This is a genomic window from Rossellomorea vietnamensis (assembly GCF_025398035.1).
Lineage (GTDB): Bacteria > Bacillota > Bacilli > Bacillales > Bacillaceae_B > Rossellomorea > Rossellomorea vietnamensis_B.
Window position 1 is genome coordinate 1,657,106 of sequence record NZ_CP104558.1, and the last position, 23,577, is coordinate 1,680,682.

25 protein-coding genes are annotated in these 23,577 nt (G+C 44.9%); 10 read left to right on the forward strand and 15 right to left on the reverse strand.

The features are described 5' to 3' along the window. Positions 1-24 precede the first annotated feature (24 nt). Complete coding sequence (glcD, locus tag N5C46_RS08530; protein ID WP_261751672.1) at positions 25-1,437, forward strand: glycolate oxidase subunit GlcD; 1,413 nt, start codon at positions 25-27, stop codon at positions 1,435-1,437. Beyond that, on the forward strand, positions 1,434-2,753 hold the full coding sequence (locus N5C46_RS08535) for a (Fe-S)-binding protein (protein ID WP_261751673.1): 1,320 nt from the start codon (positions 1,434-1,436) through the stop codon (positions 2,751-2,753). The genes glcD and N5C46_RS08535 overlap by 4 nt, the downstream gene beginning before the upstream one ends. A gap of 70 nt (positions 2,754-2,823) precedes the next feature. Here N5C46_RS08535 and N5C46_RS08540 read toward each other — a convergent pair whose 3' ends face one another. The 7 genes from N5C46_RS08540 to N5C46_RS08570 all read right to left on the reverse strand — a co-directional run bounded on the left by N5C46_RS08540 (position 2,824) and on the right by N5C46_RS08570 (position 8,123). After that, positions 2,824-2,985: a hypothetical protein gene (locus N5C46_RS08540; protein WP_261751676.1), complete on the reverse strand. Its 162-nt coding sequence runs from the start codon at positions 2,983-2,985 to the stop codon at positions 2,824-2,826. Between the two features lie 304 nt (positions 2,986-3,289). After that, positions 3,290-4,207 carry a ketopantoate reductase family protein gene (locus tag N5C46_RS08545; protein ID WP_261751677.1) on the reverse strand — a complete coding sequence of 306 codons (918 nt, stop codon included), beginning with the start codon at positions 4,205-4,207 and terminating at the stop codon, positions 3,290-3,292. 74 nt (positions 4,208-4,281) lie between these two features. Further along, on the reverse strand, positions 4,282-4,890 hold the full coding sequence (locus tag N5C46_RS08550) for an SAM-dependent methyltransferase (protein ID WP_261751678.1): 609 nt from the start codon (positions 4,888-4,890) through the stop codon (positions 4,282-4,284). 117 nt (positions 4,891-5,007) lie between these two features. Further along, positions 5,008-6,399 (reverse strand): nucleoside recognition domain-containing protein, encoded by a 1,392-nt coding sequence (locus tag N5C46_RS08555; RefSeq protein ID WP_261752316.1) that lies wholly within the window; start codon positions 6,397-6,399, stop codon positions 5,008-5,010. Beyond that, positions 6,386-7,111 carry a FeoB small GTPase domain-containing protein gene (locus tag N5C46_RS08560; RefSeq protein ID WP_261751679.1) on the reverse strand — a complete coding sequence of 242 codons (726 nt, stop codon included), beginning with the start codon at positions 7,109-7,111 and terminating at the stop codon, positions 6,386-6,388. The genes N5C46_RS08555 and N5C46_RS08560 overlap by 14 nt, the downstream gene beginning before the upstream one ends. 2 nt (positions 7,112-7,113) lie before the next feature. Then, entirely contained in the window at positions 7,114-7,365 is a 252-nt protein-coding gene (locus tag N5C46_RS08565; protein ID WP_034762401.1) for a FeoA family protein, read from the reverse strand. A 212-nt stretch (positions 7,366-7,577) separates the two neighbouring features. Further along, positions 7,578-8,123, reverse strand: a complete 546-nt coding sequence (locus tag N5C46_RS08570) for a GNAT family N-acetyltransferase (protein ID WP_261751680.1) — start codon at positions 8,121-8,123, stop codon at positions 7,578-7,580. A 169-nt stretch (positions 8,124-8,292) separates the two neighbouring features. Between N5C46_RS08570 and N5C46_RS08575 the strand changes: the two genes are divergently transcribed. Continuing rightward, positions 8,293-8,967 carry an NAD(P)H-dependent oxidoreductase gene (locus N5C46_RS08575; RefSeq protein WP_261751681.1) on the forward strand — a complete coding sequence of 225 codons (675 nt, stop codon included), beginning with the start codon at positions 8,293-8,295 and terminating at the stop codon, positions 8,965-8,967. Between the two features lie 48 nt (positions 8,968-9,015). On the opposite strand, the gene N5C46_RS08580 is transcribed toward N5C46_RS08575, so the two are convergent. The 6 genes from N5C46_RS08580 to N5C46_RS08605 form a co-directional block, all read right to left on the reverse strand. Continuing rightward, positions 9,016-10,263 (reverse strand): ATP-binding protein, encoded by a 1,248-nt coding sequence (locus N5C46_RS08580; RefSeq protein WP_261751682.1) that lies wholly within the window; start codon positions 10,261-10,263, stop codon positions 9,016-9,018. Between the two features lie 34 nt (positions 10,264-10,297). Continuing rightward, the gene (locus tag N5C46_RS08585) at positions 10,298-10,870 is read right to left on the reverse strand and encodes a helix-turn-helix transcriptional regulator (protein WP_261751683.1); all 573 of its coding nucleotides are present in this window, start codon (positions 10,868-10,870) and stop codon (positions 10,298-10,300) included. Positions 10,871-11,084: 214 nt separating this feature from the next. After that, positions 11,085-12,143 (reverse strand): C45 family autoproteolytic acyltransferase/hydrolase, encoded by a 1,059-nt coding sequence (locus tag N5C46_RS08590; protein ID WP_261751684.1) that lies wholly within the window; start codon positions 12,141-12,143, stop codon positions 11,085-11,087. A gap of 78 nt (positions 12,144-12,221) precedes the next feature. Then, positions 12,222-12,740 (reverse strand): hypothetical protein, encoded by a 519-nt coding sequence (locus tag N5C46_RS08595; protein ID WP_261751685.1) that lies wholly within the window; start codon positions 12,738-12,740, stop codon positions 12,222-12,224. A gap of 189 nt (positions 12,741-12,929) precedes the next feature. Then, a complete protein-coding gene (gene clpP / locus N5C46_RS08600) occupies positions 12,930-13,514 on the reverse strand; it encodes an ATP-dependent Clp endopeptidase proteolytic subunit ClpP (protein ID WP_261751686.1) in 585 nt (194 codons plus the stop codon). A gap of 21 nt (positions 13,515-13,535) precedes the next feature. Then, positions 13,536-14,207 (reverse strand): sigma factor-like helix-turn-helix DNA-binding protein, encoded by a 672-nt coding sequence (locus N5C46_RS08605; RefSeq protein WP_261751687.1) that lies wholly within the window; start codon positions 14,205-14,207, stop codon positions 13,536-13,538. Positions 14,208-14,393: 186 nt separating this feature from the next. Between N5C46_RS08605 and N5C46_RS08610 the strand changes: the two genes are divergently transcribed. From N5C46_RS08610 to N5C46_RS08630, 5 genes are all read left to right on the forward strand, one after another. Next, the gene (locus N5C46_RS08610; RefSeq protein WP_261751688.1) at positions 14,394-15,068 is read left to right on the forward strand and encodes a response regulator transcription factor; all 675 of its coding nucleotides are present in this window, start codon (positions 14,394-14,396) and stop codon (positions 15,066-15,068) included. Next, positions 15,065-16,435, forward strand: coding sequence for a HAMP domain-containing sensor histidine kinase (locus N5C46_RS08615; protein WP_261751689.1), 1,371 nt, complete (start codon positions 15,065-15,067; stop codon positions 16,433-16,435). The genes N5C46_RS08610 and N5C46_RS08615 overlap by 4 nt, the downstream gene beginning before the upstream one ends. 72 nt (positions 16,436-16,507) lie before the next feature. After that, complete coding sequence (locus tag N5C46_RS08620) at positions 16,508-17,545, forward strand: ABC transporter permease (RefSeq protein ID WP_261751690.1); 1,038 nt, start codon at positions 16,508-16,510, stop codon at positions 17,543-17,545. Between the two features lies 1 nt (position 17,546). Further along, positions 17,547-18,200 carry an ABC transporter ATP-binding protein gene (locus N5C46_RS08625; RefSeq protein ID WP_261751691.1) on the forward strand — a complete coding sequence of 218 codons (654 nt, stop codon included), beginning with the start codon at positions 17,547-17,549 and terminating at the stop codon, positions 18,198-18,200. Between the two features lie 165 nt (positions 18,201-18,365). Beyond that, entirely contained in the window at positions 18,366-19,721 is a 1,356-nt protein-coding gene (locus N5C46_RS08630; protein ID WP_261748840.1) for an IS1182 family transposase, read from the forward strand. Positions 19,722-19,871: 150 nt separating this feature from the next. Here the strand turns inward: N5C46_RS08630 and N5C46_RS08635 are convergent, their stop codons facing one another. Next, complete coding sequence (locus tag N5C46_RS08635; RefSeq protein WP_261751692.1) at positions 19,872-20,738, reverse strand: DMT family transporter; 867 nt, start codon at positions 20,736-20,738, stop codon at positions 19,872-19,874. A 247-nt stretch (positions 20,739-20,985) separates the two neighbouring features. On the opposite strand from N5C46_RS08635, the gene N5C46_RS08640 reads away from it, so the two are divergent. Further along, positions 20,986-21,798 (forward strand): hypothetical protein, encoded by an 813-nt coding sequence (locus N5C46_RS08640; RefSeq protein ID WP_261751693.1) that lies wholly within the window; start codon positions 20,986-20,988, stop codon positions 21,796-21,798. Further along, positions 21,798-22,598: a hypothetical protein gene (locus tag N5C46_RS08645; RefSeq protein ID WP_261751694.1), complete on the forward strand. Its 801-nt coding sequence runs from the start codon at positions 21,798-21,800 to the stop codon at positions 22,596-22,598. The genes N5C46_RS08640 and N5C46_RS08645 overlap by 1 nt, the downstream gene beginning before the upstream one ends. 53 nt (positions 22,599-22,651) lie before the next feature. Here N5C46_RS08645 and N5C46_RS08650 read toward each other — a convergent pair whose 3' ends face one another. Continuing rightward, positions 22,652-23,509, reverse strand: a complete 858-nt coding sequence (locus N5C46_RS08650; RefSeq protein ID WP_261751695.1) for an AraC family transcriptional regulator — start codon at positions 23,507-23,509, stop codon at positions 22,652-22,654. Positions 23,510-23,577 lie beyond the last annotated feature (68 nt).

The following is a 23,577-nucleotide window of genomic DNA, read 5'->3' on the forward strand; positions in this document are numbered from 1 at the left end:
TCGATAATAAAGGTGGAAACCAGTATGATCACTCCTGATATCAAGAATCGGTTCGTCAGCATCGTCGGTGAAGATAATTATCGTGATACCCCTGCTGAAAAACTTGTCTATTCCTATGATGCTACACCCAACTATCAATCCATGCCCGATGCCATCATCGTTCCCCGGTCAACGGGGGAAGTATCGGCAATCGTGAAGATCTGCAATGAACACAGCATCCCCATTGTCCCGCGGGGATCCGGAACGAATCTTTGTGCCGGGACGTGCCCCACTGAAGGCGGTCTTGTCCTGCTTTTCACCCATATGAATAACATCCTCGAATTGGATGAAGAAAATTTAACGATCACCGTCCAGCCCGGAGTTGTTACACTTGATTTGATTCACGCCGTTGAAGCCAAGGGACTCTTCTATCCTCCAGACCCGAGCTCCATGAAGATCTCCACCATCGGAGGGAATATCAATGAAAACTCCGGTGGGTTGAGAGGGTTGAAATATGGCGTCACCCGTGATTATGTACTAGCCCTGGAAGCTGTCCTTCCGAATGGTGATATCATCCGGACAGGCGGGAAACTCGCAAAAGATGTGGCCGGGTATGACTTGACCCGCCTATTTGTCGGGTCGGAAGGAACCCTTTGTGTGATCACGGAAGCGACATTGAAGCTCGTTCCCATGCCGGAGACGAAACAGACGATGCTTGCCCTTTATCAGGACATAGAAGCAGCTGCAAAAAGTGTGTCGAACATCATCTCGAATCGGATCATCCCGACGACCCTGGAATTTCTGGATCAGCCTACCCTTGAAGTGGTAGAGGATTTTGCCAAAATCGGACTGCCTACGGATGTGAAAGCAGTCCTGCTGATTGAACAGGACGGTCCTCCCGAAGTGGTCGCACGTGATATGAAGCGTATCGAAGAAGTGTGTGTCGAAAACCATGCCGTCTCCGTCCAACTCGCTAAAACCGAAATCGAAGCAGATGCCCTTCGCACTGCCCGGCGTTCAGCCCTCTCGGCTCTTGCACGACTGAAGCCGACGACGATCTTGGAGGATGCGACAGTACCTCGTTCCGAAATTGCCAAAATGGTGAAAGCGATCAATGATATAGCAGAACGCCACGGGGTGAAGATTTGCACCTTTGGCCATGCAGGCGACGGAAACCTTCATCAGACCGTTGCCACAGATGCCAGGGACCATGATGAAATGGAGCGGGTCGAAGCAGCCTTTGAGGAGATCTTTGCTCATGCCATCGAATTAGGCGGGACCATCACGGGAGAACACGGCGTCGGAATGATGAAGGCGCCTTATCTTGAATGGAAACTTGGTGCTGAAGGAATCAACGCCATGAAAATGATCAAGCAATCCTTCGATCCCAATAACATCATGAATCCGAATAAAGTATTTGCGAAAGAATCAAGAAAACGTGTGGTGATTTCAAGATGACGACCGTCCAGGAAAAGCAAAAGATACAACAGGCATTCAAAGAACGCATGGATGAAGATGAATTATTGAATTGTATGAGATGCGGATTCTGTCTTCCCTCCTGCCCTACCTATATCGAATCCGGATTCAAGGAATCACACTCCCCACGGGGGCGCATCGCCCTGATGAAGGCCGTCGTCGATGGTGTGATCGAGCCCGATGAAGAAGTCGAGCGTACTCTGGATCTGTGCCTCGGATGCAGGGCATGTGAACCGGTCTGCCCTTCTGGCGTCAATTATGGACACTTACTCGAGGAAGCCAGGGATATCATCAATCAAAATAAAAAACACTCCCTTCCCGCCCGGATTGTGAGGAAGACCGTATTTGAAGGGTTATTTCCCCACCCTGATCGAATGAGGATGGTCACGAACCTTCTCGGAATCTATCAGCGTTCCGGTTTGCAGAAGGCCGTCCACACCACGGGCGTGATGAAGCTGTTCCCGGAAAGCATGGCCACGATGGAACGCGTCCTGCCTCAAGTCCCGAAGCTGAAAGAGATGAAGGAACGCCCGACTTCCCTTTCTTCGATTGGCGAGGTCCGGAAAAAAGTTGCATTCTTTTCCGGCTGCTTGATGGATACGATGTTTCTGGAAACAAATAAGGCCACAACGAAACTCCTTCAACTGGCAGGCTGTGACATCGTGATTCCGGAGACGCAAACCTGCTGCGGGGCTTTGCATGGACACAGCGGTGAAAAGGATGCCGCCAAGGGGCTGGCCAAACGGAACATTGAGGCATTTGAAGCAAACGGTGTCGATTACATCATCACCAATGCCGGTGGCTGCGGAGCTTTTCTTGTCGATTACGATCACTTACTGAAAGACGATCCCGATTGGCAAGACCGTGCTCTCCGTTTTAAAAATAAGATCAAGGACATTTCCTCGATTCTGGTAGAATTGGAGTTTCATAAAAAGCCATTGACTGTACCACCACAACGAATCACGTACCAGGATTCCTGTCACTTACGCAACGTGCAGCGAACATTTGTAGAACCAAGACTTCTCCTCCAATCCGTGGAAGGGGCCGATTACGTCGAGATGAAACAAGCCGACCACTGCTGCGGATCGGCAGGAATTTATAATATCGTCGAATCCGACATGTCCATGAAGATCCTCGATCATAAAATGGAAAACGTCGAAGACACCCGGGCCACGACCATCATCACTTCCAACCCGGGCTGCCTCCTCCAAATGAAACTTGGCATCGAACGGGAAGACCTATCAGACAAAATGCGAGCCATCCACATCGTCGACTTCTTATTGGAAGCAGTCGACTGAGAGGGACGGACCTCCTCAACCATCCTTTTGCTGCCGCAAAAGAGATGATTGGAGGTCCGTCCCTCGATTTTTATCTTTTTTTGATTTTAAAGAATGAAAAGTAGACGAGGAATGAGAGGATGATTCCATAGGCTGCAAGCAGTGTGAGGGCATTGGTGGCATTGGTTGTGAGCCAGATGGTGATGGCGGCGATGGCGACGAGTACAGCGCTTGTTGTGATGAGTCTGTTCATGGGAGGGCCTCCTTTTTGAGTAGAGTAGGTTCTATTGGTATATACGATTGAGATGAGGGAAGGTTTCTTTTTTGTTTCGTTAGCAACAGATTGTTCAGGTTTTGATTCAGCTGCTGATTTTACTCTGATATTCAGCAGCTGAATATCTCTTCGAAATCAGCAGGTGAATATCCCCTCGGATTCAGCTGCTGACTGATCAAGAATTTTCAGCTGCTGAATTCTTCCATTTATTCACCTGCTGCCCCCACCCCCACCCATCAAAAAAACACCGGACACCCCAAAAGGCATCCGATGTCTCCCATACTCATTGACTCGCAATCTCATAAATCTTCAAATTCCCATAAATCAACCGTAAATCAGGGACCACTATGTCCTGACTCTCGGCAGCGTCCAGTAAGAAACCGTATAAATGATCGGCCTCCACTGATAGATTCTTCTCCATATCACGCTGCAGGGAAGACTTCATGCTGTATCCCATCCCGCTGATTTTATCGTAAAGAGCGTCTTCAATATTTTCTGCAAGGGGTGCGTCCAACTTCCTCATGACCATCGCTGCCTGAGAAAGGACCGCCTTGATCCGCCCCTCTCCTTCACCGGTCTCCCGGATTGGACCGATCGGGGCACGATAGAGGGATGTAACTCCTGAAAGGGTGGTGATAAAGAGATATTTATGCCACATTTCCTGCTCGATGCTATCGGATAATCGGAAGCTCGCTTTCGTTCCAGAGAAAACTTCTTCCAGTCTGGTGATCCGGTCCGTCCGATTTCCATTCCTCTCTCCAAACACCAGGTCATGGATAGGACTTGTCTGAATGACTTTACCCGAATCATCAAGTGTGGACTCGACAAAGCATAGGCCGCCTATCACCTTTTCTTCCCCGAATGCCTGGATCAGGTCATCGACGTGGGACATGCCGTTCAACAGTGGAAGAATCATTGTGTTCTCCCCTACAAACGGATGTAGGCTATCAATGGCTCCTTCCAGGTGGTACGCTTTGGTGGATAATATGACGACGTCAAAGGGCTCTGCTTTTTCTTCCGCCTTAAGGGTCTTCGGCTGATAGTGATAATCGCCATGAACGCTCTCGATGTGAAGTCCATGTTCTTTCAGCTGGTGTTCCCTTTTATCCCGCACGAGAAACGTGACGTCCTCACCCTTCTCTGCCAATCTGCCCCCAAAGTATCCGCCGACGGCTCCTGCTCCTACAACCAATATTCTCATGTCTTCCGCCTCCCTTTTTGTTAGATCTTCTATTTCATTCTCCAATATGAAAGCGGATAAATCAAAAGTTCTGATCAGTACACCAGCCCATAAACCAGAAACCGCTCATATTCGTTCTTCGCGAACTCCCCTGTTAACACAACTTCTTTTCGCAGCTGAAATAATGGATGATCTTCCAGGTAATGAACATAATCATCGGAGCTGTAGTACAGAAGAATCTCAATGTCACGGGGGAAGGATTCCACTGATAAAAGAATATGATTGATGACTTTTATGAAAATTTGAACTGAAAAGGGGTTAAAAAAGTAGAAACGATTGTCTGCCGGGTTAATCTCATAGTCCTCAGCCAGGCAATGGCGAAAGGAAATCGCATCGTTCCTGATTTTTGTTTTTTCGCGGTAGGTCGAAAGATTCCTCATACAATCACCGTAAAACTCGTCGTTCATTTCGACACCGACGACAGTCGATTGAAAAAGATGGTGAACAAAGAAGTTCAAGCGGCCTTTTCCACATCCGAAATCCACGACCCGGTCCCTGCTTTCCAGTTCATAATGCCGAAATAACTCCTCTAATGCCGCGTAAGGAGTCGGTTCATAGCGATGATAATGAAAGGATCTGTGAAAGCCGATTTGACGATCGCCCGTTTTGATATTCAATAATGTATCATAATCATGTTCGTTCATTCTGTTCTCCTTATTGAACCTGCCGTATACATGCTCTTCCATCGTACCACGATTCCCGATTCCTTTCAGACATTAAAAAAGCAAACCCCTCCTCAAAGGGATCTGCTTTCCTATTTCTTATACCCAGCCCAATGCCCTGACAATCGTTGCTACCAGGAATGTGACCCCGATCGCAATCGCTGTCGGAATCGCAAAGGACAGGAACGTCCATTTCTTGCTTTTCGTTTCCTTGTAGATATTCACAAGCGTCGTGCCGCAAGGGAAATGGAGCAGGGAAAAGAGCATCATATTCAGTGCCGTTAACCACGTCCATCCATGACTGACGAAGACTGCTTTTAACTCGGTCAGATCGTCAAGCTCAAGCATCGCCCCTTGGGAAAGATAGGCCATGATCAGGATAGGCACGACAATTTCGTTTGCCGGCAGTCCGATGATGAAGGCTGCCAGGATGAACCCATCCATGCCGAGTGCCTGCCCGAATGGATCCAGGAACTGGACAAAATGCATGAGGATGCTCGTGTCACCGATATGGATATTGGCGATGATCCACGTGATAATCGAAGCTGGTGCAGCCACAATCACGGCCCTTTTTAACACATACCAGGACTTATCTTTACTCGAGCGCAAGACGGTACTCCAGATTTTCGGACGGCGGTATGGCGGTAACTCAAGCGTGTAATGAGTCGGAACGCCTCTAAGGGCTGTTTTCGATAGCACCCATGAAACCGTAATGGTCACGACAATTCCGATCAATACCATGGTCATGACCATTCCTGCAGTCACGAGGGACGCCATCCCACCGGCATACCCGGCCGCCATGAACAGGGAAGCAAGAAGGATCAGAGTCGGCCAGCGACCATTACAGGGAACAAAGTTATTCGTCAGGATGGCCAGCATCCGTTCTCTCGGTGATTCGATGATCCTCGTCGACATGATGGCTGCAGCATTACATCCAAACCCCATCGCCATCGTCAAGGATTGCTTTCCGTGCCCTCCTGCTTTCTTAAACAGGCGGTCCATATTGAAGGCGACACGGGGTAAATACCCGTAATTCTCAAGAAGAGCAAAAGCCGGGAAGAAAATCGCCATCGGAGGAAGCATGACGCTGATCACCCATCCTGTACCCCTGAAGAACCCCAGAACGAGTACACCGTGAAGCCATGCCGGTGCATTCATGGCGTTAAAGAGCAGGGTCAACTTCCCTTCCATCCAGGCAAATCCTTCCGCCAGCATGCTGGATGGGATATTCGCCCCCGCAATCGTCAGATAAAACACTGCTCCAAGCATGGCAAGCATGATGGGGAATCCCCAAATGGGTGAAGTCAGCACTTTATCCAGCTTTTCGGAATGGATCCGTTCTTTGTTTTTGTATTTTACGACTTCCTTGCAGATCCCTCTGCTCGTCGAATAAATGTTTTCGACAATCTCATCCCTCAGGTTGTCATTCGACATCCCTTTCGCATGATTGAATAAATACGCAAGTCCCTGATCTCCATTATGTGGTTGCATTGACTGAGACATTGGAAAATCCTCCTTTCTTTCGTTCCCTCCGGAAGTAATCATTCAACGAGTTGAGTATGCTTTCATCTCCATCCAATAATCGCAGGGAAATCCATCGAATCGGAAACTCATCCCCGATCATTTGCCGGACTTTGGGAGAAAGTTCTTCTATTTTCGCTTCGATATCCGCAGAATAGGTCATGCGATATGGAGTGGTCGGTACATTTCCTAAAGCCATTTCATGTACGGTATCCAGTAACTCCTTAATGCCCGTGTTATTTCTCGCCGATATTTTCACAACTGGTACGCCCAGTTTTTTGCTTAGTGCTTCACTGTTGACTTCGATTCCTTTTTTCTTCGCTTCATCCATCAAATTGAGGGCTACGATCACTCGATCCGTCATTTCCATCACTTGAAGGGCGAGGTTCATGTTTCTCTCAAGGGACGTTGCGTCCAGTACCACCAGCGTCACATCCGGTTTATCAAAAATGATATAATCCCGGGCCACTTCTTCATCTGCTGAATTGGAATAAAGAGAGTACGTCCCCGGTAAATCGACGATAGTGAAATCCGTATCCTTGTGATTGAACTCTCCTTCTGCGTGAATGACCGTTTTCCCCGGCCAGTTCCCTGTGTGCTGTCTTAAACCTGTCAACAGATTGAATAAGGTACTTTTCCCTGTATTCGGATTTCCTGCCAGAGCAATTCTGTATGATTCCATCTTTACGCACCTCCTATTTTCTCAACATGAATCCTTGAACTTTCTTCTTTACGGAGGGCAATCGTGGTGTCACTCACCCGAAAGGCCATTGGATCTCCCAGTGGGCTTTTTTGAACGACCGCTACCTCTGATCCCCTTACAAATCCCAGATCCAATAATCTTCTTCTCATGGTGCCTTCTAATGATAGTGATGTTATAAGAACGCGGTCGCCTGGTTTACATTCTGAAAGAAGCAACTTCTTGACTTCGGACATATTTCATTCCTCCGGTAAATTATATTGTCTTCATATTAAAAAGTTTCCCTTGTGCAAATTATATGTTCATCTTATTCCCTTCACCCCAAAAATGTCAAACAAAGTTTCATATTTTTGTAGATTTTTTAAATGGACGTCCATTTAAGACATAAAAAAAGAAGCATCTGGCAGCCAGATACCCCTTTTTGAAACAGATATATGGAAAGCACTTATTAACCAAGATACCCTATTAGATCAAGCTCTCCCTCTTCCCAACCTTTCTCACCAACCGCTTTAACCATGAGTTCATCGATGACTTCATGTCCGATCCCGTATGTCGTTTGATCCTTATCATTGATCTTTAACCACTTGCAGCGATTCCGTACCCTTTGGAACCCGTTTCGTTCATATAAATCAGGGTCATCAGCGAATAACACAATGTAGTCAATGTCCCGATCATGACAAAATTCATCTATTTTCCTCAACAATTGAGATCCGATCCCTTTGGAGCGCATAGTGGATGAAACACACACATCAATGAGGCTTAAAACATTGATACGCTCTCCATTAAGATTCATCACCCGATAATCACATGCAATATGTCCAACTAAAGTATCTTCTATGTATGCCAGAAATCTTAAGTGAGGCTTCTGTTTAAAATAGATCCTGTCCACAGGATAATCCCCACCAAAGCACTCACATAATAACCGCTGCAAGTGACCTTGAACGTCTCCGTCTAGATCAAATTCTGAAATTGTTCTTATTTCAATACGATTCAATCTCTCTTCCCTCCCATGTATAATCAACTCTTTTCCTTATTTACGGATACAATGAACCATTTGTTTCACCATACCGAAAAAAGTTCCACCAAACACTTCACATGATTAACCTCCTGAACTTGTGGTAAGTTAAACATGTTGGAATTAATAGATAAGGAGTGGATATTCGATGTCTAATAAAGATCAAACTAAGCAAGAAATTCTGGATGCATACCATTTCAGACATGCAACCAAAGAATTCGATCCGAATAAGAAAGTATCTGATGACGATTTCAGATTCATTATGGAAACGGGCCGCCTGTCTCCAAGTTCTTTCGGATTCGAGCCATGGAGATTCCTGGTCATCCAAAATCCTGAACTTAGAGAAAAGATCAAGAACACCGCTTGGGGAGCATATGGTAAACTGCCTGAGGCGAGTCATTTCGTCGTAATCCTGGCGAGAACCAAACAGGATACCAAGTACGATTCAGACTATTTACAGGATCATTTCAAAAATAAAAAGAACATGCCTGAAGATCATTTGGCAAAGTATTTAGAACGGATCGAACAGTTCCAGAAGGTTGATTTCGATTTACTTGAAGGCGACCGTCCTCTTTACGACTGGGCCGGAAAGCAGACGTATATAGCCCTTGGTAATATGATGACCGCTGCTGCCCAGATCGGTGTAGATTCATGCCCGATCGAAGGATTTGATGTTGAGAAGATGAATACATTACTGAATGAAGAAGGCCTGCTTGAAGACGGTCACTTTGGTATTTCCGTCATGGTGGCATTCGGTTACCGTGTCAAAGATCCAGCACCGAAATCACGCCGTCCTTATGAAGATATCGTGAAGTTTGTGTAATAATGTGAAAAGGAATCCCGCTTACGCCGGGATTCCTTTTTTATCTATTCACCCTGTATCTGCCTTCAGGGACTTATGCAATTCTATAAAAACAGTGGTACCCTTATTCAACTCACTTTCCACTTGGATCTTACCCTTCATTGAATGCACAATAATTGTGGCTGCCATCATCCCGAGGCCCGTTCCCTCATCTTTTGTTGTAAAAAAGGGTTCTCCAAAACGTTGGATTTGTTCCTTCGTCATCCCCTGACCAGAATCAGAAATAGCAATCATAAGGCTTTCTTTTTCAATCATGGTGATGGACACTTCTCCGCCAAGAGGCATGGATTCTATGGCGTTTACTATTACATTCCCGATGCATTTCCGAAAGCTATGGTGTTGACCATCCACATACACATCATCTATAAGTTGATGGTGAAATGAAACCTTACCAGCCTTTAATTTCAGGTTTTCAATCAGTTCAAGAATGGAGTGCTTCACATCAATTCTTTCTATTTTATCCTTAGCTGAGTTCGTGAACGTCAAATACTCCTCTATGACATGTGTGGCCTGATCAATCCCTTTTAAAGACAGTTCAATAAACTCCCTCTGTGTTTTTTCGTTCCTTTCTTCTTGTACAAGCTGCAGGAATCCTTTGGAGGATGTTAGGGGATTTCGTATCTCATGAGATATACTGGCAGCCAATTGACTCACCACTCTCAGCTTTTCATGTTGGGAGAATGTTTTTCGCAGCATCATTACTTTTCGTATCATTTCCGCTATCATCACGGAGATCACCGTAGCGCCTAAAGGAATGATCACGAGATAAAGATACTCATCCACTGAAATCTCAGCTTGATGGATATATCCAAATAAGAGATTAAAGATCGTCATGCTAAAACAAATGGCAACGGTAAAGACCATTTTCACTTTTTTCTTAGCCCGCAGGAAACCTTTTGAAAAGGCTGACAAAATGATAAAGGTGATAAAGTAGTTGAGGATCACGAAATGGATGAGACCGCTCCCGATGATCAAGTAGCGTAAAGCTATGATGATGATCATCAAAACAAATGATACGACCGGTCCAAAGTATAAGCTGGCCAGAAAAAAGGGGATCCTTCGTAAATCGACATAAATTCCATTTGTCAGCTTATGACTGAACATTACACATAACAGAATCGTAACTGTAGAAAGTGTGATGACTATCCATTTAGAGGGCTGCTTCTTTGTCACATCGTAATAAAGGGCGAATAGCAAGAGTCCCACTACAATAAATAAAAAATTCAATAATAAGTTCATTAAGACAGAATCATGCATGTGCACACCCCTCTCTCACTTCAATTGGACAATCTTAACAGGAGGGAATTTCATAATCCTTGGTCTGTACCTCTTCTTTGATCAGCTGAGTGGAGGCAGAGCTTCCGCCAATTAGTTTCCCTTTATGATTAAATAAGGGGTGACAGGTAACATCATATTCATATGTTTGATCGGATAACGGAAACGAGATTTTCCTTCTAATAGATGTACGAACGGTAATGACCTCTTGCTTTAATCTCATTAATTCCCTGGTGCCCTCATTATTTTCTAATTCCACGTCCCGCTTACCAATGACTGAAACAGGATCGAAGTCCGTATGGGGATTAAAAATCCATGTATATCTTAACTCTAAATCAAAATGGGCAATCACCATCGGGGAGTCTTGCAGGGCGAAATGAAAGGGACTTTCCTCCAACTCGAAGACGGAAACGTGAAAATTCAGCAAGTCTGCCAAATCCTCTGCCAACCTCCTGCTTGGTACTCTGACGCCACTTTCAATTTTAGAATAATAGGACCTGTCGATATGAACTAAATAGGCAATTTCTTCTTGGCTATACCCCTTCATCTTTCTTAATCGTTCTAGCCAATTTCTCTTCTGATGACTCATTCGCATCCCTCCTACAAAACCTTTCTAGTTCTATTATACTGATTCAATATCCAAAAACTATGTGACTATTTTGTCACTATTGCAAAATAACGTAAAACCGACTAAAAGCCCTACATTTAAGGAAAAAACAGAAAAATTCTTCTAGTAAAATGGAATTTTCATCGCCTTCCATTCATAAAAAAAGAACTCCAGGGGTAAACCTGAAGTCCTGCATTTAGTTCTTGAACCAATCCGCTCCCTCATCCATATGAACAAACGGAATGTCAGTATCCACTTTACCTGTCAATTTTTCCAGTTCTACATCCTTACCCTTTAGCCATTCAGCAAAATCAAAGATAACAGGCTCCCGGTCTCCGCCAAGGGCAAACCAGGCTTTCATTTCTTTCGGAAAATAAGCCGATGTATGAATCGTGCCGGCCCAGCTGCCGTAAAGATCCGAGAATACCCCTTTACCCGTATCATTCATTAATCGGAATGCACTATGAGCGTCTTGATCCCCCGTTTCCTTGATGATGCTCAATCTCCGCTTCGAATCGACCAGGTGATTTCTGTTCTCATCGGTCATCATTTCAAAATGGTTGGTGCATGCCTTGGCTTGCCGAGTCGCCACCCCACGTGGTGAGGTTTCCACGATATACGTCTCCCCACTTCGATCATAAACCACATAACTGAACGAATGCCTATGAGGGATTTCCTTCAGCATGTCGACGGCTTCGGTAACATCTTTACAGGATTCAAGGATCAACCGTCCAATCATACAGCAAATGAAACCATCTCCTGGATTCTTGCGGTGCATGAAGTTATACCCCAATGAGAGGCCATGTTCGTTCATCCCGTCCATCCTGCCCGTCACGCGCTGGCTAGGGCCGATGATGGCGTATCCTTTATCCGATGGCTGATAAAACGTATAACGTCCCTCATACGTTTTCGGATGATAATCATAATTCCTGATCAAGTAGTCTTTACCCGTCACGATCGAGCAGCCGGACTTCACATAATCCACCCGGTAGCCGCCAAACTCCTTCAGCACCCGCTCCATCGGCCACTCGAGGGCTTCTTGTAACCCAAGTAGTTCATCCCAGATGCCTGGGGCAAACCTTCTGATCGCAGTCTTTGTTTCTTCAATACTGATAGAAAACCTGGGTTTTCGTACCTTCCACTGATTCTCCCGATTTCTAACCGTTATGGAATCCTTTATCCGTTCCCCTTGCATATACCCGAAGTCATAATGGGAACCGCGAAATTGAATCACATCGCTATGTATTGTTTTCATGCTAAAACCTCATTTTCATCAGAATCTATTCTACAAGGATAATAGAATGGATTGGAAAAGGAAAGCGATCGCCATCCCTTATACACGCTTATCAACTGGAAGAAAGACAATCATCATGAAACATATGAGGAACGCCATACCCGTCACCACTAACCCAAGGAAAAATCCGATGAAGGCCATAAATCCGTCTTCACCTGGATACTGGGGTACATACGTGTTCCATTGGTACAGGATAAACAAAAAAAGAACCAAATAAAAACTGCTTCCGACCGTCCCTGCTTTCCACCGCTCCCCTTTTCCCCACACTTTTGTACGGACAAGTGAGCTCCATAGGAGAAGACTCAACGCGGTGGCAAGCATCATAATAATGAGGTGAACGTATGGAGTCATTAGTAGAGTCGTACCATATAATAGCAGTCCGGTTGTACCGAATAATAATAGATTCATCCCAAACAAGAATACACCGACTAACCAGGGATTCTGAAACCAATTAAACCTATTTAGAGATTGAATCCACTTAAATATATAGAGTCTCTCTCGCGGGATTTTCGAAAAAAAGAAAAGTCCGACAATACCCATAATGAAAAATAATGTCACTTGTTACCCCCCTGTCATTTGTGGTTTATTTTACCATACAGCCCGCATGTTATGGTATATCTTGTGATGAGTGTAGGGGATACACAATCATCCTCCCGTATTCGTTCTTATTCGTTCAACTGCTGAAATCATCCAAATATTCAGCAGCTGAATAAAAAAAGACGGCCATCAAGACCGTCCCCACATCCATCACTTCTTCTTTTCGATAATCTCATCAATGATCCCATATTCCTTTGCTTCATAGGCACTCATGAAGTAGTCACGGTCCGTATCAAATGCAACTTTTTCAACCGATTGCCCTGTTTTCTCCGCAATGATTTCATTGATATGCTCCCTTAACTTCAGGATGCGCTTAGCTGAAATCTCAAGGTCTGTCGCCTGCCCCCTGGCACCTCCCAACGGCTGATGGATCATGATTTCGCTATTAGGCAGGGCGAACCGTTTTCCTTTCGTGCCTGCCAAGAGCAGCATCGCGCCGAATGATGCCGCCATGCCCGTGCAGATCGTCCGCACATCCGGGCTGATGTACTCCATCGTATCAAAGATGGCGAACCCTGCGGAAGTGGATCCCCCCGGACTGTTGATATACAAAGAGATATCCTTTTCGGGATCATCAGCGGCGAGAAACAACAATTGAGCCACGATACTATTGGCCATCTGATCATTCACTTCGTCACTCACCATGATGATCCGATCCTTTAATAACCGTGAGTAAATGTCGTAGGAACGTTCTCCTTTACTTGATTGTTCAATTACATAAGGTATTGCGTTCATATATACTTCCTCCTTCATACGTTATGCTGCCATTGAGAGGACATGTGAAGACGAAGGAATTTCCGGTGCCGTCATGTGGACAGTACCAGTTGCAAGCAGTGTCGGGATGTAGGCAATCAGGAGACTTGGATCCTGGGCTTTCAAGCAGCGATACAAAATCGCGTTCAGCTCTTTTTGAAGAGTATCCTCACCATATGAGTCACTTTCACCCCATTCATCATCGTCGGAGATCTTTTTTAATTTTGCCCTGGACCGGTTCAACAAAGCCTTCACAGCCGTTTCTGTCAGGTTTAACAGTATGGCCACTTCAGAAATTTTGTACTGAAAGGCTTCCTTTAATACGAAGGCAACCAGTTGCTTAGGAGTCAATCTGTTAGAAAGCACGCCGATCATCTCAGGACTGATCCACTCTTTTAGATGGATATCCACACCAGACTCCGGGACAGATCCGATTGTTTCCCTGCTTTCTTTCCGTCCCTTGTCGATCCACAGATGGTAGGCCATTTTCTTCAATAAAGCAGGACTCCAATCCTGACGATCAGGGTAGCGGCTGAGGGCTTTATAAACCGATTCCTGGGCAAGATCCTCCCCGTCCCATTTGTCCTTCGTCAGAAAATAACAGTACCGGAACAGCTTTGGGACCATTTCTTCGATCCTTTCTTCGTCCAGGTTGAATATCGATCTCATTTGCATTGTCTTCACTCCTTTGCATCCTCTCATGCTTTTAACGGATAAGGTTGTGAAAAAGATATGGGTAAAAGGATGATTTTAATATTATTATATCCAACAGGTGGGAGTTGGCTAATAAATTGGTTTCATCTCCGTCACTTGTGCTAAAGTGAAATCATAAAAAACGATGACAGAAATGAGGTGTTCCCGATGATATCGATCCTTGTCGTTGATGATGATCCCCATCTCCGAAAGCTTGTCCGCGTTTATTTGGAGCAGAATGGATACATGGTGACAGAAGCACCAGATGGCGAAGCTGCTTCCGTCATTCTTCCCCATCAAACCATCGACCTTGCCATTGTCGACCTGATGATGCCGAATAAAGATGGATTTCAGTTGGCAAGTGAGATAAGGGACGACTATGATATCCCCATCATCATGTTGACTGCGAGGGGCAGCATAACAGATAAAGCCAAAGGATACCAGGCAGGTACCGATGATTATATGGTGAAACCCTTTGAGAAAGAAGAACTCCTTTTCCGGGTACAGGCAATCTTGAGACGATTCGACCGGGCCGGTGCCCAAACCGTCCGATTGGGAGACATGACGCTTGATAAACGGTCTTATGAGGTGAAAGCCGGGAATAGAACCATGATTCTCCCCCTCAAGGAATTCGAACTGCTCTATTATCTTGCAAGCTTTACGAACAGGACATTTACGCGCGATGAACTCATCCAGCATGTATTGGGAATGGACTTTGTAGGGGACGACCGGACCATCGATGTGCACATTAAACGACTGCGTGAAAGGTTTCGAGGTTCCACCAATACCTTCACGATCACAACCGTACGGGGAGTCGGCTACAAATTGGAGGTACATAAATGAAAACCCTTTATATCCGGATCGTCGTCGTCACCCTGTTGATCATGATCGTAAGCAGTGTGATCGCCTTTATCGGTTCGAATCTTTATTATCAAAGTATTTTAAAGCCTTCCAATGATGAAAAAAATACCGAAATCGCCCGGGACGTTGTGGAACTTTATGAGGCAGCTTCCATGGAGGAATCCACTTTTTTTGAAAAGACGGCAAGGTTAAGCTATCAGTTTTATGTGACCGATGGAAAAGGAACAGGGACATTTTATGGGGAGGAATTTCGTGATCCCACTCTATCTCCCAAAGTAATACGAAGCGTTCTGAACGGGACAACGTATCACGGGATGGCTGAATATCCTTCCACCACGTTTGTGACGGGATTTTTCTCTAATGAATTATCCAATTCTATCGGTGTCCCGATCGAAATCAATGGGAAACCACATGCCTTGTTCATGAGACCGAACGTCAAGCAGCAGTTCAATGAAATACATATTCTCCTGTCCGTCCTTCTTCTATTGACGATCGTGCTGAGCATGCTGATCGTATTCTTCAGCACACGGTACCTTGTAAAGCCGATCAGGGAACTTACCGTTGCCACGAAGAAGATAGCCGGTGGAGACTATTCCATACAGCTGCATGAAAATCTCAAGGATGAAATCGGGACCCTTGCCAAATCATTTACGAGCATGAGCCGTCAGCTGAGGCAGGTGGAAAATATGCGTCAGGAGTTTGTTTCCAATGTGTCACATGAAATTCAAACACCGCTTTCTTCTTTGAAAGGCTATGCGAATCTGTTACGATCCCCTTCCCTATCCAAAGAAGATCAGGAATATTACACAAAGGTGATCGAATCCGAAAGCACACGGTTATCAAAGTTGAGTAAACAGCTATTGACCCTTGCCTCCCTTGATCAGGATCAGGGAGTGATCAAGTCAGAACCTGTAGATCTGACATCGATGGTACAAGCTCTCATTGGTCAGACGAGGTGGCTGTGGGAAGGAAAAGACCTTTCCTTATCCTTCGAAGCGGATGAGGTGACCTATATTGGACATGGGGAATTGCTGTACCAGGCTTTCGAGAACCTCTTATCCAACAGCATTAAATATACTCCACGAGGAGGGGAAATTAATATGACCCTTCTCACAGAATCAAAGGGCATCACGTTTACCGTCCAGGACACTGGAATCGGTATCCCGCCTGAGCATATGGAGAAGATCTTTGACCGATTCTATAAAGCCGACGAGTCCCGGAGTCACGAACGGGACAGCAGCGGTCTTGGTCTATCCATCGTCCAAAAGGTCATCGACCTACATCATGGCGAAATTCATGTGGAGAGTCATCCAAATGAAGGAACCACTTTCAAGGTGATCCTTCCTTAATCCGTTGTTCATCTTCCGTTCATACTTCCCTTTTATCATGAAAGGGAAGTTATGAAAGGGAAGGTGATTTTTTTGTTTCTAGCATGGAAAGAAATCCGCTATGCCAAAATGAAGTTCTTATTGATCACAGGCATCATCACACTGATCACAAGTCTCGTCTTGTCAATATCCGGGCTTGCCAACGGCTTATCCGTTGATAATGCCTCTGCTATTAAACATTTGTCTGCAGAAACATATATTGTTGAAAAAAGCGACTCGCATCAGCTTGAGCGATCAAATATGACGACTGCTGATAGATCCACCGTAAAAGGAGGCTCTCCACTGGCATTGAAGATGGTCGAAATTACTCATGAAGGGGAAGCCGTGAATATCAGCCTCTTTGCCTTAGATCCAACCAGCACTTTCATGCCGGACGCAGAAGAAAGTGTGAAACTCGCCCCTTACGAGGTACTTGCGGATCCTGGCTTACTAAAAGAAGGATATCAGTCCGGAGACTCTTTCACGTACCAAGGGAAAACATGGATCATTAAGGGTTTTACAAAAAAACGTTTCAGCTACGGCCATACCCCGGCCATGTTCACCTCGATGGAAACGTGGAAAGATCTCCATGGAGATGATCTTACGTATCAGGCACTCCTTTTCACCAATAAGGGTGGAGTGGACATTCCTTCCAAACTGGAAGCAGCACCAAAAGAGGATATTCTGTCAAACGTACCGGGTTATTCGGCGGAACAGGGCTCTTTAAAGATGATGGTCATCTTTCTGCTCATCATTTCGGCGGTTGTCCTGGCAACGTTCTTCTATGTCATGACCTTGCAAAAGCTTCATCAATACGGTGTACTGAAAGCGATCGGAGCAAAGGCAGGCATTCTTCTACGAGCCCTGTTTCTTCAGATATCCATTCTTGCCGCACTTGGGATCCTGGCAGGCAATACCCTTACGTACGGATTGACACAACTCATTCCAGGAGGCGTCCCGTTTGAATTATCCTCTGGCATGATCCTGTTAAACAGCGGATTGATTTTGGTCATGGCATGGATCGGTTCACTCCTGTCCTTTAGGAGCATTATGAAAGTAGACCCATTAGAAGCAATCGGAGGGGTGAAATAAGATGACATCCATTTTAGAATTAAACGGAGTTACGAAGACATACAAACAGGGACATGAACGTCTCACGGTACTTGATCATATTTGCATGAAAGTCAATAGTGGGGAGTTCGGTGCGATACTTGGTCCGTCCGGTTCGGGGAAAAGCACTCTCCTTTCCATCATCGGGGCGTTGACCAGCCCCACAAGTGGTGAGGTGACTCTAAACGGAAGGAATGTTCATGACATGACCGGAAAAGAACAAACGGCTCTTCGCCTGAAGGAAATCGGCTTCATCTTCCAACAATCGAACCTGGTTCCTTTCTTAACAGTGGAAGAACAACTGTTACTCGTAGGGAAGCTTACCAAGCATAAGGACCACCTGCAGGAACGGGCATTGGAATTATTGTCTCACCTTGGACTTAAAGAACGGAAAGCTCATTATCCTGAACAACTCTCCGGAGGCGAACAGCAACGGGTCGCCATCGCCCGTGCCCTCATGAATGAACCGAAGCTGATCCTTGCCGATGAACCCACAGCAAGCCTTGACCGGGAACGGGGAAAATCCGTTGTGGAATTATTGGTAAAAGAAACGAAGGAAAGGAATATCGCCACCATCATGGTCACCCATGATGAGTCGATGATCGGGGAGTGTGATTGGGTTTATCGGATGGGATAGGAAAGAAGCGTGCCCGGTAAGAACCAGGCACGCTTTTTTTATGTTGCGAAACCTATCCATCACAAGGTGGATAGGTCAGCTTGTAGACAAAGTCTAAGAATTAGACCAAGTCTACAAGCTTTTTTTGTATAATAGAAAGGAATAAAGCTTTTGTGGGGGATAAAAATGTTATCAAAACACACTAAAGAAGGAAGAAATCAAATTGAAATGGTTGCGCTAGATGAACTTGTTCCTGAGGATCATCTAGTTAGGAAAGTTGAACAAGCGATTGATTTTGAATTTATTTATGACTTAGTAGAAGATAAATATTGTTTAGACAATGGGCGGCCTGGTATTGATCCCGTTGTTCTCATTAAAATGGTCTTTACCCAATACCTCTTTGGCATACGCTCCATGCGTCAAACCATCAAAGAAATCGAAACCAACGTTGCTTATCGATGGTTTATTGGGTATTCGTTCAAAGAGAAAATCCCTCACTTTTCAACCTTCGGTAAAAACTACGTTAGGCGCTTCCACGATACGGATCTCTTTGAACAAATTTTCTACCGCATTTTGAAAGAAGCGATGACCAAAGGATTGGTGGATCCATCCGTTGCGTTTATAGATTCTACTCATGTAAAAGCGAATGCGAATAAGAAGAAATTCGAAAAGAAAATAGCCCGAGTCGAAACTAGAACGTATCAGGATCAGCTGGATAAAGAGATCAACATTGACCGAGAGGAACACGGAAAAAAGCCCTTCCCCCCACAGAATAAAGAAGAGTCAAAAGAAATAAAGGTCAGCACGACAGACCCTGAAAGTGGGTATTACGTAAAAGATGAGCGCGAAAAGCTGTTTGCGTATTCTTTTCATACGGCAAGCGACTCCCGGGGTTTTATCTTAGGATCTCTTGTCACGGGAGGAAATGTTCACGATAGTCGGATGTTGGACAAGCTCGTCACTCAAGTCACGGATAAAGTCGGTAAGCCCAGTTCTGTCGCTGTTGATGCAGGATATAAAACACCCCACATCGCTAAATTCCTCATGGACCAAGAAATCAGACCCGTTATGCCTTATACACGGCCGAGAACGAAAGACGGATATCTTAGGAAATACGAATACGTTTACGATGAATATTTTGACTCCTATCTTTGTCCCGAAGGACAAATTTTACCTTACCGTACTACCACAAGAGACGGGTACAAACAATACGCTTCAAATCCTTTGGAATGTAAAGACTGTCCTCTGTTAGAACGTTGTACACAAAGTAAGAATCACACCAAGATGATTCATCGACATGTGTGGCAGGATTACATAGATGAAGTAGAACATTTGAGACATACAGAACTTAATAAAACTCTATATGCGAAACGCAAAGAAACGATCGAACGGGTCTTTGCGGACGCAAAAGAAAAGCATGGCATGCGTTGGACGACCTTAAGAGGTCTTAAAAAAGTTTCAATGCAGGCGATGCTTACATTCGCTGCCATGAATCTTAAGAAGTTGGCAAACTGGACATGGCGAGGGCCATGTCCAGCCTAGAAACAGGAGAAAAATCTTTTAAAATATCAGAAAACCCCACCTTCGGTTAAAGTGAAGGTGGGGTTTGTCTACAGTCTGACCTATCCATCACAAGGTGGATAGGTTTTTTAGATTTGTAAAATGAAACTTTCAACCGTATATATACTTCATTCATGCTGCTTGTTTTTTACCGGCTTCATTATTTTTCAAGAACATATACAATGATGCTCCGAAAATCACAATGTACCCAATGATGCTGTATACGTCAGGAATCTGTCCGAACAGGAAGATGCTAATAAGAGCAGAGTATACAACCGTCGAATAGAAGAAGATTGAAATCTCTCTCGCCGGCGCAAACTTGTACGCAATCGTGATCCCGAACTGACCGACTGTCGCAAAGACACCTGCGGATAACAGGTAGACCCACTGTTTAGCGGTCATCGGTTCATAAAATCCGATGACAAACGGCAACAGCACGACGGTCGTAAAGAAGGAAAAGTAAAAGACGACTGTGTAAAACTTCTCCCTGCTCCCGAGCACCCGGAGGACCGTGTACGCACCTGCTGCAAAAATAGCGGAAAACACCCCTGCAACGTATGGGATGACATCAAAAGAAAAAGCCGGTTTAATGATGAACAATGTCCCGATGAACGCAATGATGATCGCCACCACCTGAAAGACGCGCGTCCGTTCCTTCAAGAATAGAGCCGAAAAAATGATGGTCAAAAACGGGCTCAGCTTGTTCAGCATATCGGCATCGGACAGCACAAGATGATCGATCGCATAAAAGAAGAGCACGATCCCGACAGCCCCTAAGCTCGAACGCAGTAAAAGAAGTTTTTGATTTTCTTTTTTTCCGAATAGTCGTTCCTTATGGTACCGGACAAAACCGAATGCAATGAATGCAGAAACGATATTCCGGAAGAAGGTTTTCTGGATCGTCGGCACATCCCCCGATAACTTGACAAATGCAGCCATCAAGGAGAAACCAAACGCTGATAATAATAATAGTAATATGCCTTTATTTCGATTTGACATTATATCCTCCATTGATGAACAATTTAGCAACTAAATCAGTGTATCAAAAAAAGGAGGCAAAGAAAAAAATCCGAACCACCACCTGTTATTTCCCTGAAAAAGGAATGTCTTTTGAACTAGACGGGTATAGGTAAAAACAGGATGCACACTCTCTGTATAGGAAATTTCTCCTCACTTATACGGTCAATGAAACGTACAGGGTCTTCATCCGTAGATACATACCATGAAAATATCAGAGGTGACCAGTTTGACAGTAATCGATGTACTACAGGAGAGAATTTCTAAATATGCAGTGGAAGATCATCAGGATGTTTCAGAAAATATTGTCCATCATTTAGATGATCGGATCATTCAACTCCTCAAGAAGGACAACGGGTCACATGCCCGTATTATCATTCACACATCCAGGGGGATGACCGTTACGACGGACAAAGGGGAGTTTGAGGCATTTAAAGAAAGAGAACAGCAATATAAGAGATTGGATACCATCTGTTCGGTGTTCTTTAGGAAAAAGGCGAAAGACAAAGATCGACAGGCATTCCTTGATTTTCTTGATCTCTTTGCAGTCCCCAGCCGTTCACAGAGCGACATGCTTTCCTGCTATAACGTTCTGAACGAACTGAAAACGTATGACGAGGAATCAACCCAGCACAATAAAGTCCTTTACAGGAACTTCATGAATGAGGAGGTGGACAAAACAACCATTCTTGGAGTCATGAAACAGTTGCATGAATGTTTCACGGTATTCCGTCAATTGGCCAAAATGCCTTCAGCTCAAATCAAAAAACTGATCTCGCCTGCAAAAGTCCTCTATTTCGCTGTCCTTACATGGAAGATGATGAAATGGAAGGTGTATAACTTCTGGCATGACTATTATTTTTATTTGTTCAGCAAATGGGAATCCAATCCTGACAGATTTGAAGAAATGTATGAAATCATTTCTCCGCCTCACGAGGTGACATATACAGGTGATGAAGGGGCTCCCATCCAGAATGAAACCATCTCGATTACAAATAGAGACCTTTATATCGAAAGTCCAGAAGAAAGGAATGAAGCATGATGGCATTCCTGATCATCCCCATTGCCACCATACCGTTTCTCATCTATATGTTTGCCCTGATGGACCATCACAGGCATTACAGGGTGCTCTTGCGATACGCTTTAATCAGTGCTGGAATTTGGGCGGTAATCTTTTCCGTGACCGTGATCGTAAACCTTCATTACTTGGAGGAATATGGCTTCCCCCTCCTTCCAACCGGATCGGAAATCAAGATCATGTTGATGGTTTGCGGATTATTATTGGGAATAATTATGTTGATCGTCATCCTGATGGGATTCTTTTCACGAACACCATTTTTGCAATCAATCCTGCAGAGCTCTCCCATTTTCATTGTCATAAGCCTTTTATGCCTGACCATGATGATGATTTTCATTTTCGTCCTGCCCGTCGCAGAAAAGTCCACCTACGCTACGGCCATGAAACGTGCGGATAAGGCTTTAAGCGATATGGATTCTCAAACCGATCAGCCGATCGGGATGACGCTTTCGTTGTCCCAGCAGATATGCTACTCAAACTCCTCATCCTGCAGGGGATCCGATTATTCCAACCTCGTATTCATGAGGAACTTTGAGGACCGTGACCTGCTGGTCCAAGTTCAGATTGCATTTTATGATTCTTCGGGGAATGTAATGGACACCATTGAAACGGGTACAATGTCCATTGGCGCCAATCAAACGATCCCCTTCCTCCCTCAAAGTGAAACCACTAGGGACAACAGCCTGTGGAATCGATTTACCATTGATACAGATGAACGTACAGCAAACATTCAATATCGCTACCGGTATAAAGATGCCAATTAAAAGAAGAAGCACCTGGATCGATTCAGGTGCTTCTTCTTTTTTTAAGCATGACCTTATTTCTTCATAACGGGAACCCAGACCTCGCACCTGTAATCCTCGTCATTCGGATTACCCGGAGGATATAATTCAAATTCAGGTGCATCTCCATGCTCATACCCTGTAGACGGGAACCATTCAGAGAAAATCCGTTTCCACACACCCTGGATCGCGTCAGGCATTGGGCCGACCGATTCAAATACTGCCCATGTGGAACCTGGTATCTCCTTAACCTCCAGCGGGGGATGAGTGTCAGACTTCTTTTCTGCTCCGATAAAATAGGTAAACTCTTCATTCTGATCATCGAACTCCATGCAGATTCCGAGCATTTCATCATGACCCGCAGCCTCGCAAATCTCACTGTCCAGGCCGGAAGTATTCACCTCATCCCAAAATGTCGGAATCTCCTTCAAGTTTTGGCCATTATGGGTTGAGACTCTTTTCCCTTTTCCAATCACCTGAAAGGCTTCTTTTTCAACGATTCTATAATTCATTTCAACTTCCCCTTTTAATTGGATTTGGAAGGAGATACGCGGGAATGCTTTTAAAGGAGTTCCTGATTCCCTCACCTGGGATGGAGAAACACCGTGAGCTTTACGAAACGCCTTCGAGAAGGATTCCGGTGTTTCGTATCCATACCTGAAAGCGACATCAATGACCTTTACATTCGCTTGATTCAGTTCCTGAGCCGCAAGAGTCAGCCTTCTTCTCCGGATGTACTCGGCTACAGTGCAGCCTGTGACTAGTGAAAACAGCCGTTGAAAGTGAAACTTCGAGTTCAGGAAGAGCCCGGCAAGCTCCTCCATCTTGATATCCCCTTCAAGATTTTCCTCAATATACTGAATGCAGTCATTCATCCTATGAAGCATTTCCATTTCTGATCTTCTCCTCACTACCCTAATGTACCATTCAACTAATCGGTGCACCTGTCAATTTGTGCACG

Coding starts and splice junctions, on each gene's coding strand:
- N5C46_RS08650 (WP_261751695.1), bottom strand. CDS start 23,509: ATGGAAATGCTTCATAGGATGAATGACTGCATTCAGTATATTGAGGAA.
- N5C46_RS08555 (WP_261752316.1), bottom strand. CDS start 6,399: ATGCAACCACATAATGGAGATCAGGGACTTGCGTATTTATTCAATCAT.
- N5C46_RS08560 (WP_261751679.1), bottom strand. CDS start 7,111: ATGGAATCATACAGAATTGCTCTGGCAGGAAATCCGAATACAGGGAAA.
- N5C46_RS08645 (WP_261751694.1), top strand. CDS start 21,798: ATGGCATTCCTGATCATCCCCATTGCCACCATACCGTTTCTCATCTAT.
- clpP (WP_261751686.1), bottom strand. CDS start 13,514: ATGAACGCAATACCTTATGTAATTGAACAATCAAGTAAAGGAGAACGT.
- N5C46_RS08540 (WP_261751676.1), bottom strand. CDS start 2,985: ATGAACAGACTCATCACAACAAGCGCTGTACTCGTCGCCATCGCCGCC.
- N5C46_RS08550 (WP_261751678.1), bottom strand. CDS start 4,890: ATGAACGAACATGATTATGATACATTATTGAATATCAAAACGGGCGAT.
- N5C46_RS08535 (WP_261751673.1), top strand. CDS start 1,434: ATGACGACCGTCCAGGAAAAGCAAAAGATACAACAGGCATTCAAAGAA.
- N5C46_RS08580 (WP_261751682.1), bottom strand. CDS start 10,263: ATGCATGATTCTGTCTTAATGAACTTATTATTGAATTTTTTATTTATT.
- N5C46_RS08605 (WP_261751687.1), bottom strand. CDS start 14,207: ATGCAAATGAGATCGATATTCAACCTGGACGAAGAAAGGATCGAAGAA.
- N5C46_RS08545 (WP_261751677.1), bottom strand. CDS start 4,207: ATGAGAATATTGGTTGTAGGAGCAGGAGCCGTCGGCGGATACTTTGGG.
- N5C46_RS08630 (WP_261748840.1), top strand. CDS start 18,366: ATGTTATCAAAACACACTAAAGAAGGAAGAAATCAAATTGAAATGGTT.
- glcD (WP_261751672.1), top strand. CDS start 25: ATGATCACTCCTGATATCAAGAATCGGTTCGTCAGCATCGTCGGTGAA.
- N5C46_RS08635 (WP_261751692.1), bottom strand. CDS start 20,738: ATGTCAAATCGAAATAAAGGCATATTACTATTATTATTATCAGCGTTT.
- N5C46_RS08565 (WP_034762401.1), bottom strand. CDS start 7,365: ATGTCCGAAGTCAAGAAGTTGCTTCTTTCAGAATGTAAACCAGGCGAC.
- N5C46_RS08590 (WP_261751684.1), bottom strand. CDS start 12,143: ATGAAAACAATACATAGCGATGTGATTCAATTTCGCGGTTCCCATTAT.
- N5C46_RS08625 (WP_261751691.1), top strand. CDS start 17,547: ATGACATCCATTTTAGAATTAAACGGAGTTACGAAGACATACAAACAG.
- N5C46_RS08585 (WP_261751683.1), bottom strand. CDS start 10,870: ATGAGTCATCAGAAGAGAAATTGGCTAGAACGATTAAGAAAGATGAAG.
- N5C46_RS08610 (WP_261751688.1), top strand. CDS start 14,394: ATGATATCGATCCTTGTCGTTGATGATGATCCCCATCTCCGAAAGCTT.
- N5C46_RS08615 (WP_261751689.1), top strand. CDS start 15,065: ATGAAAACCCTTTATATCCGGATCGTCGTCGTCACCCTGTTGATCATG.
- N5C46_RS08575 (WP_261751681.1), top strand. CDS start 8,293: ATGTCTAATAAAGATCAAACTAAGCAAGAAATTCTGGATGCATACCAT.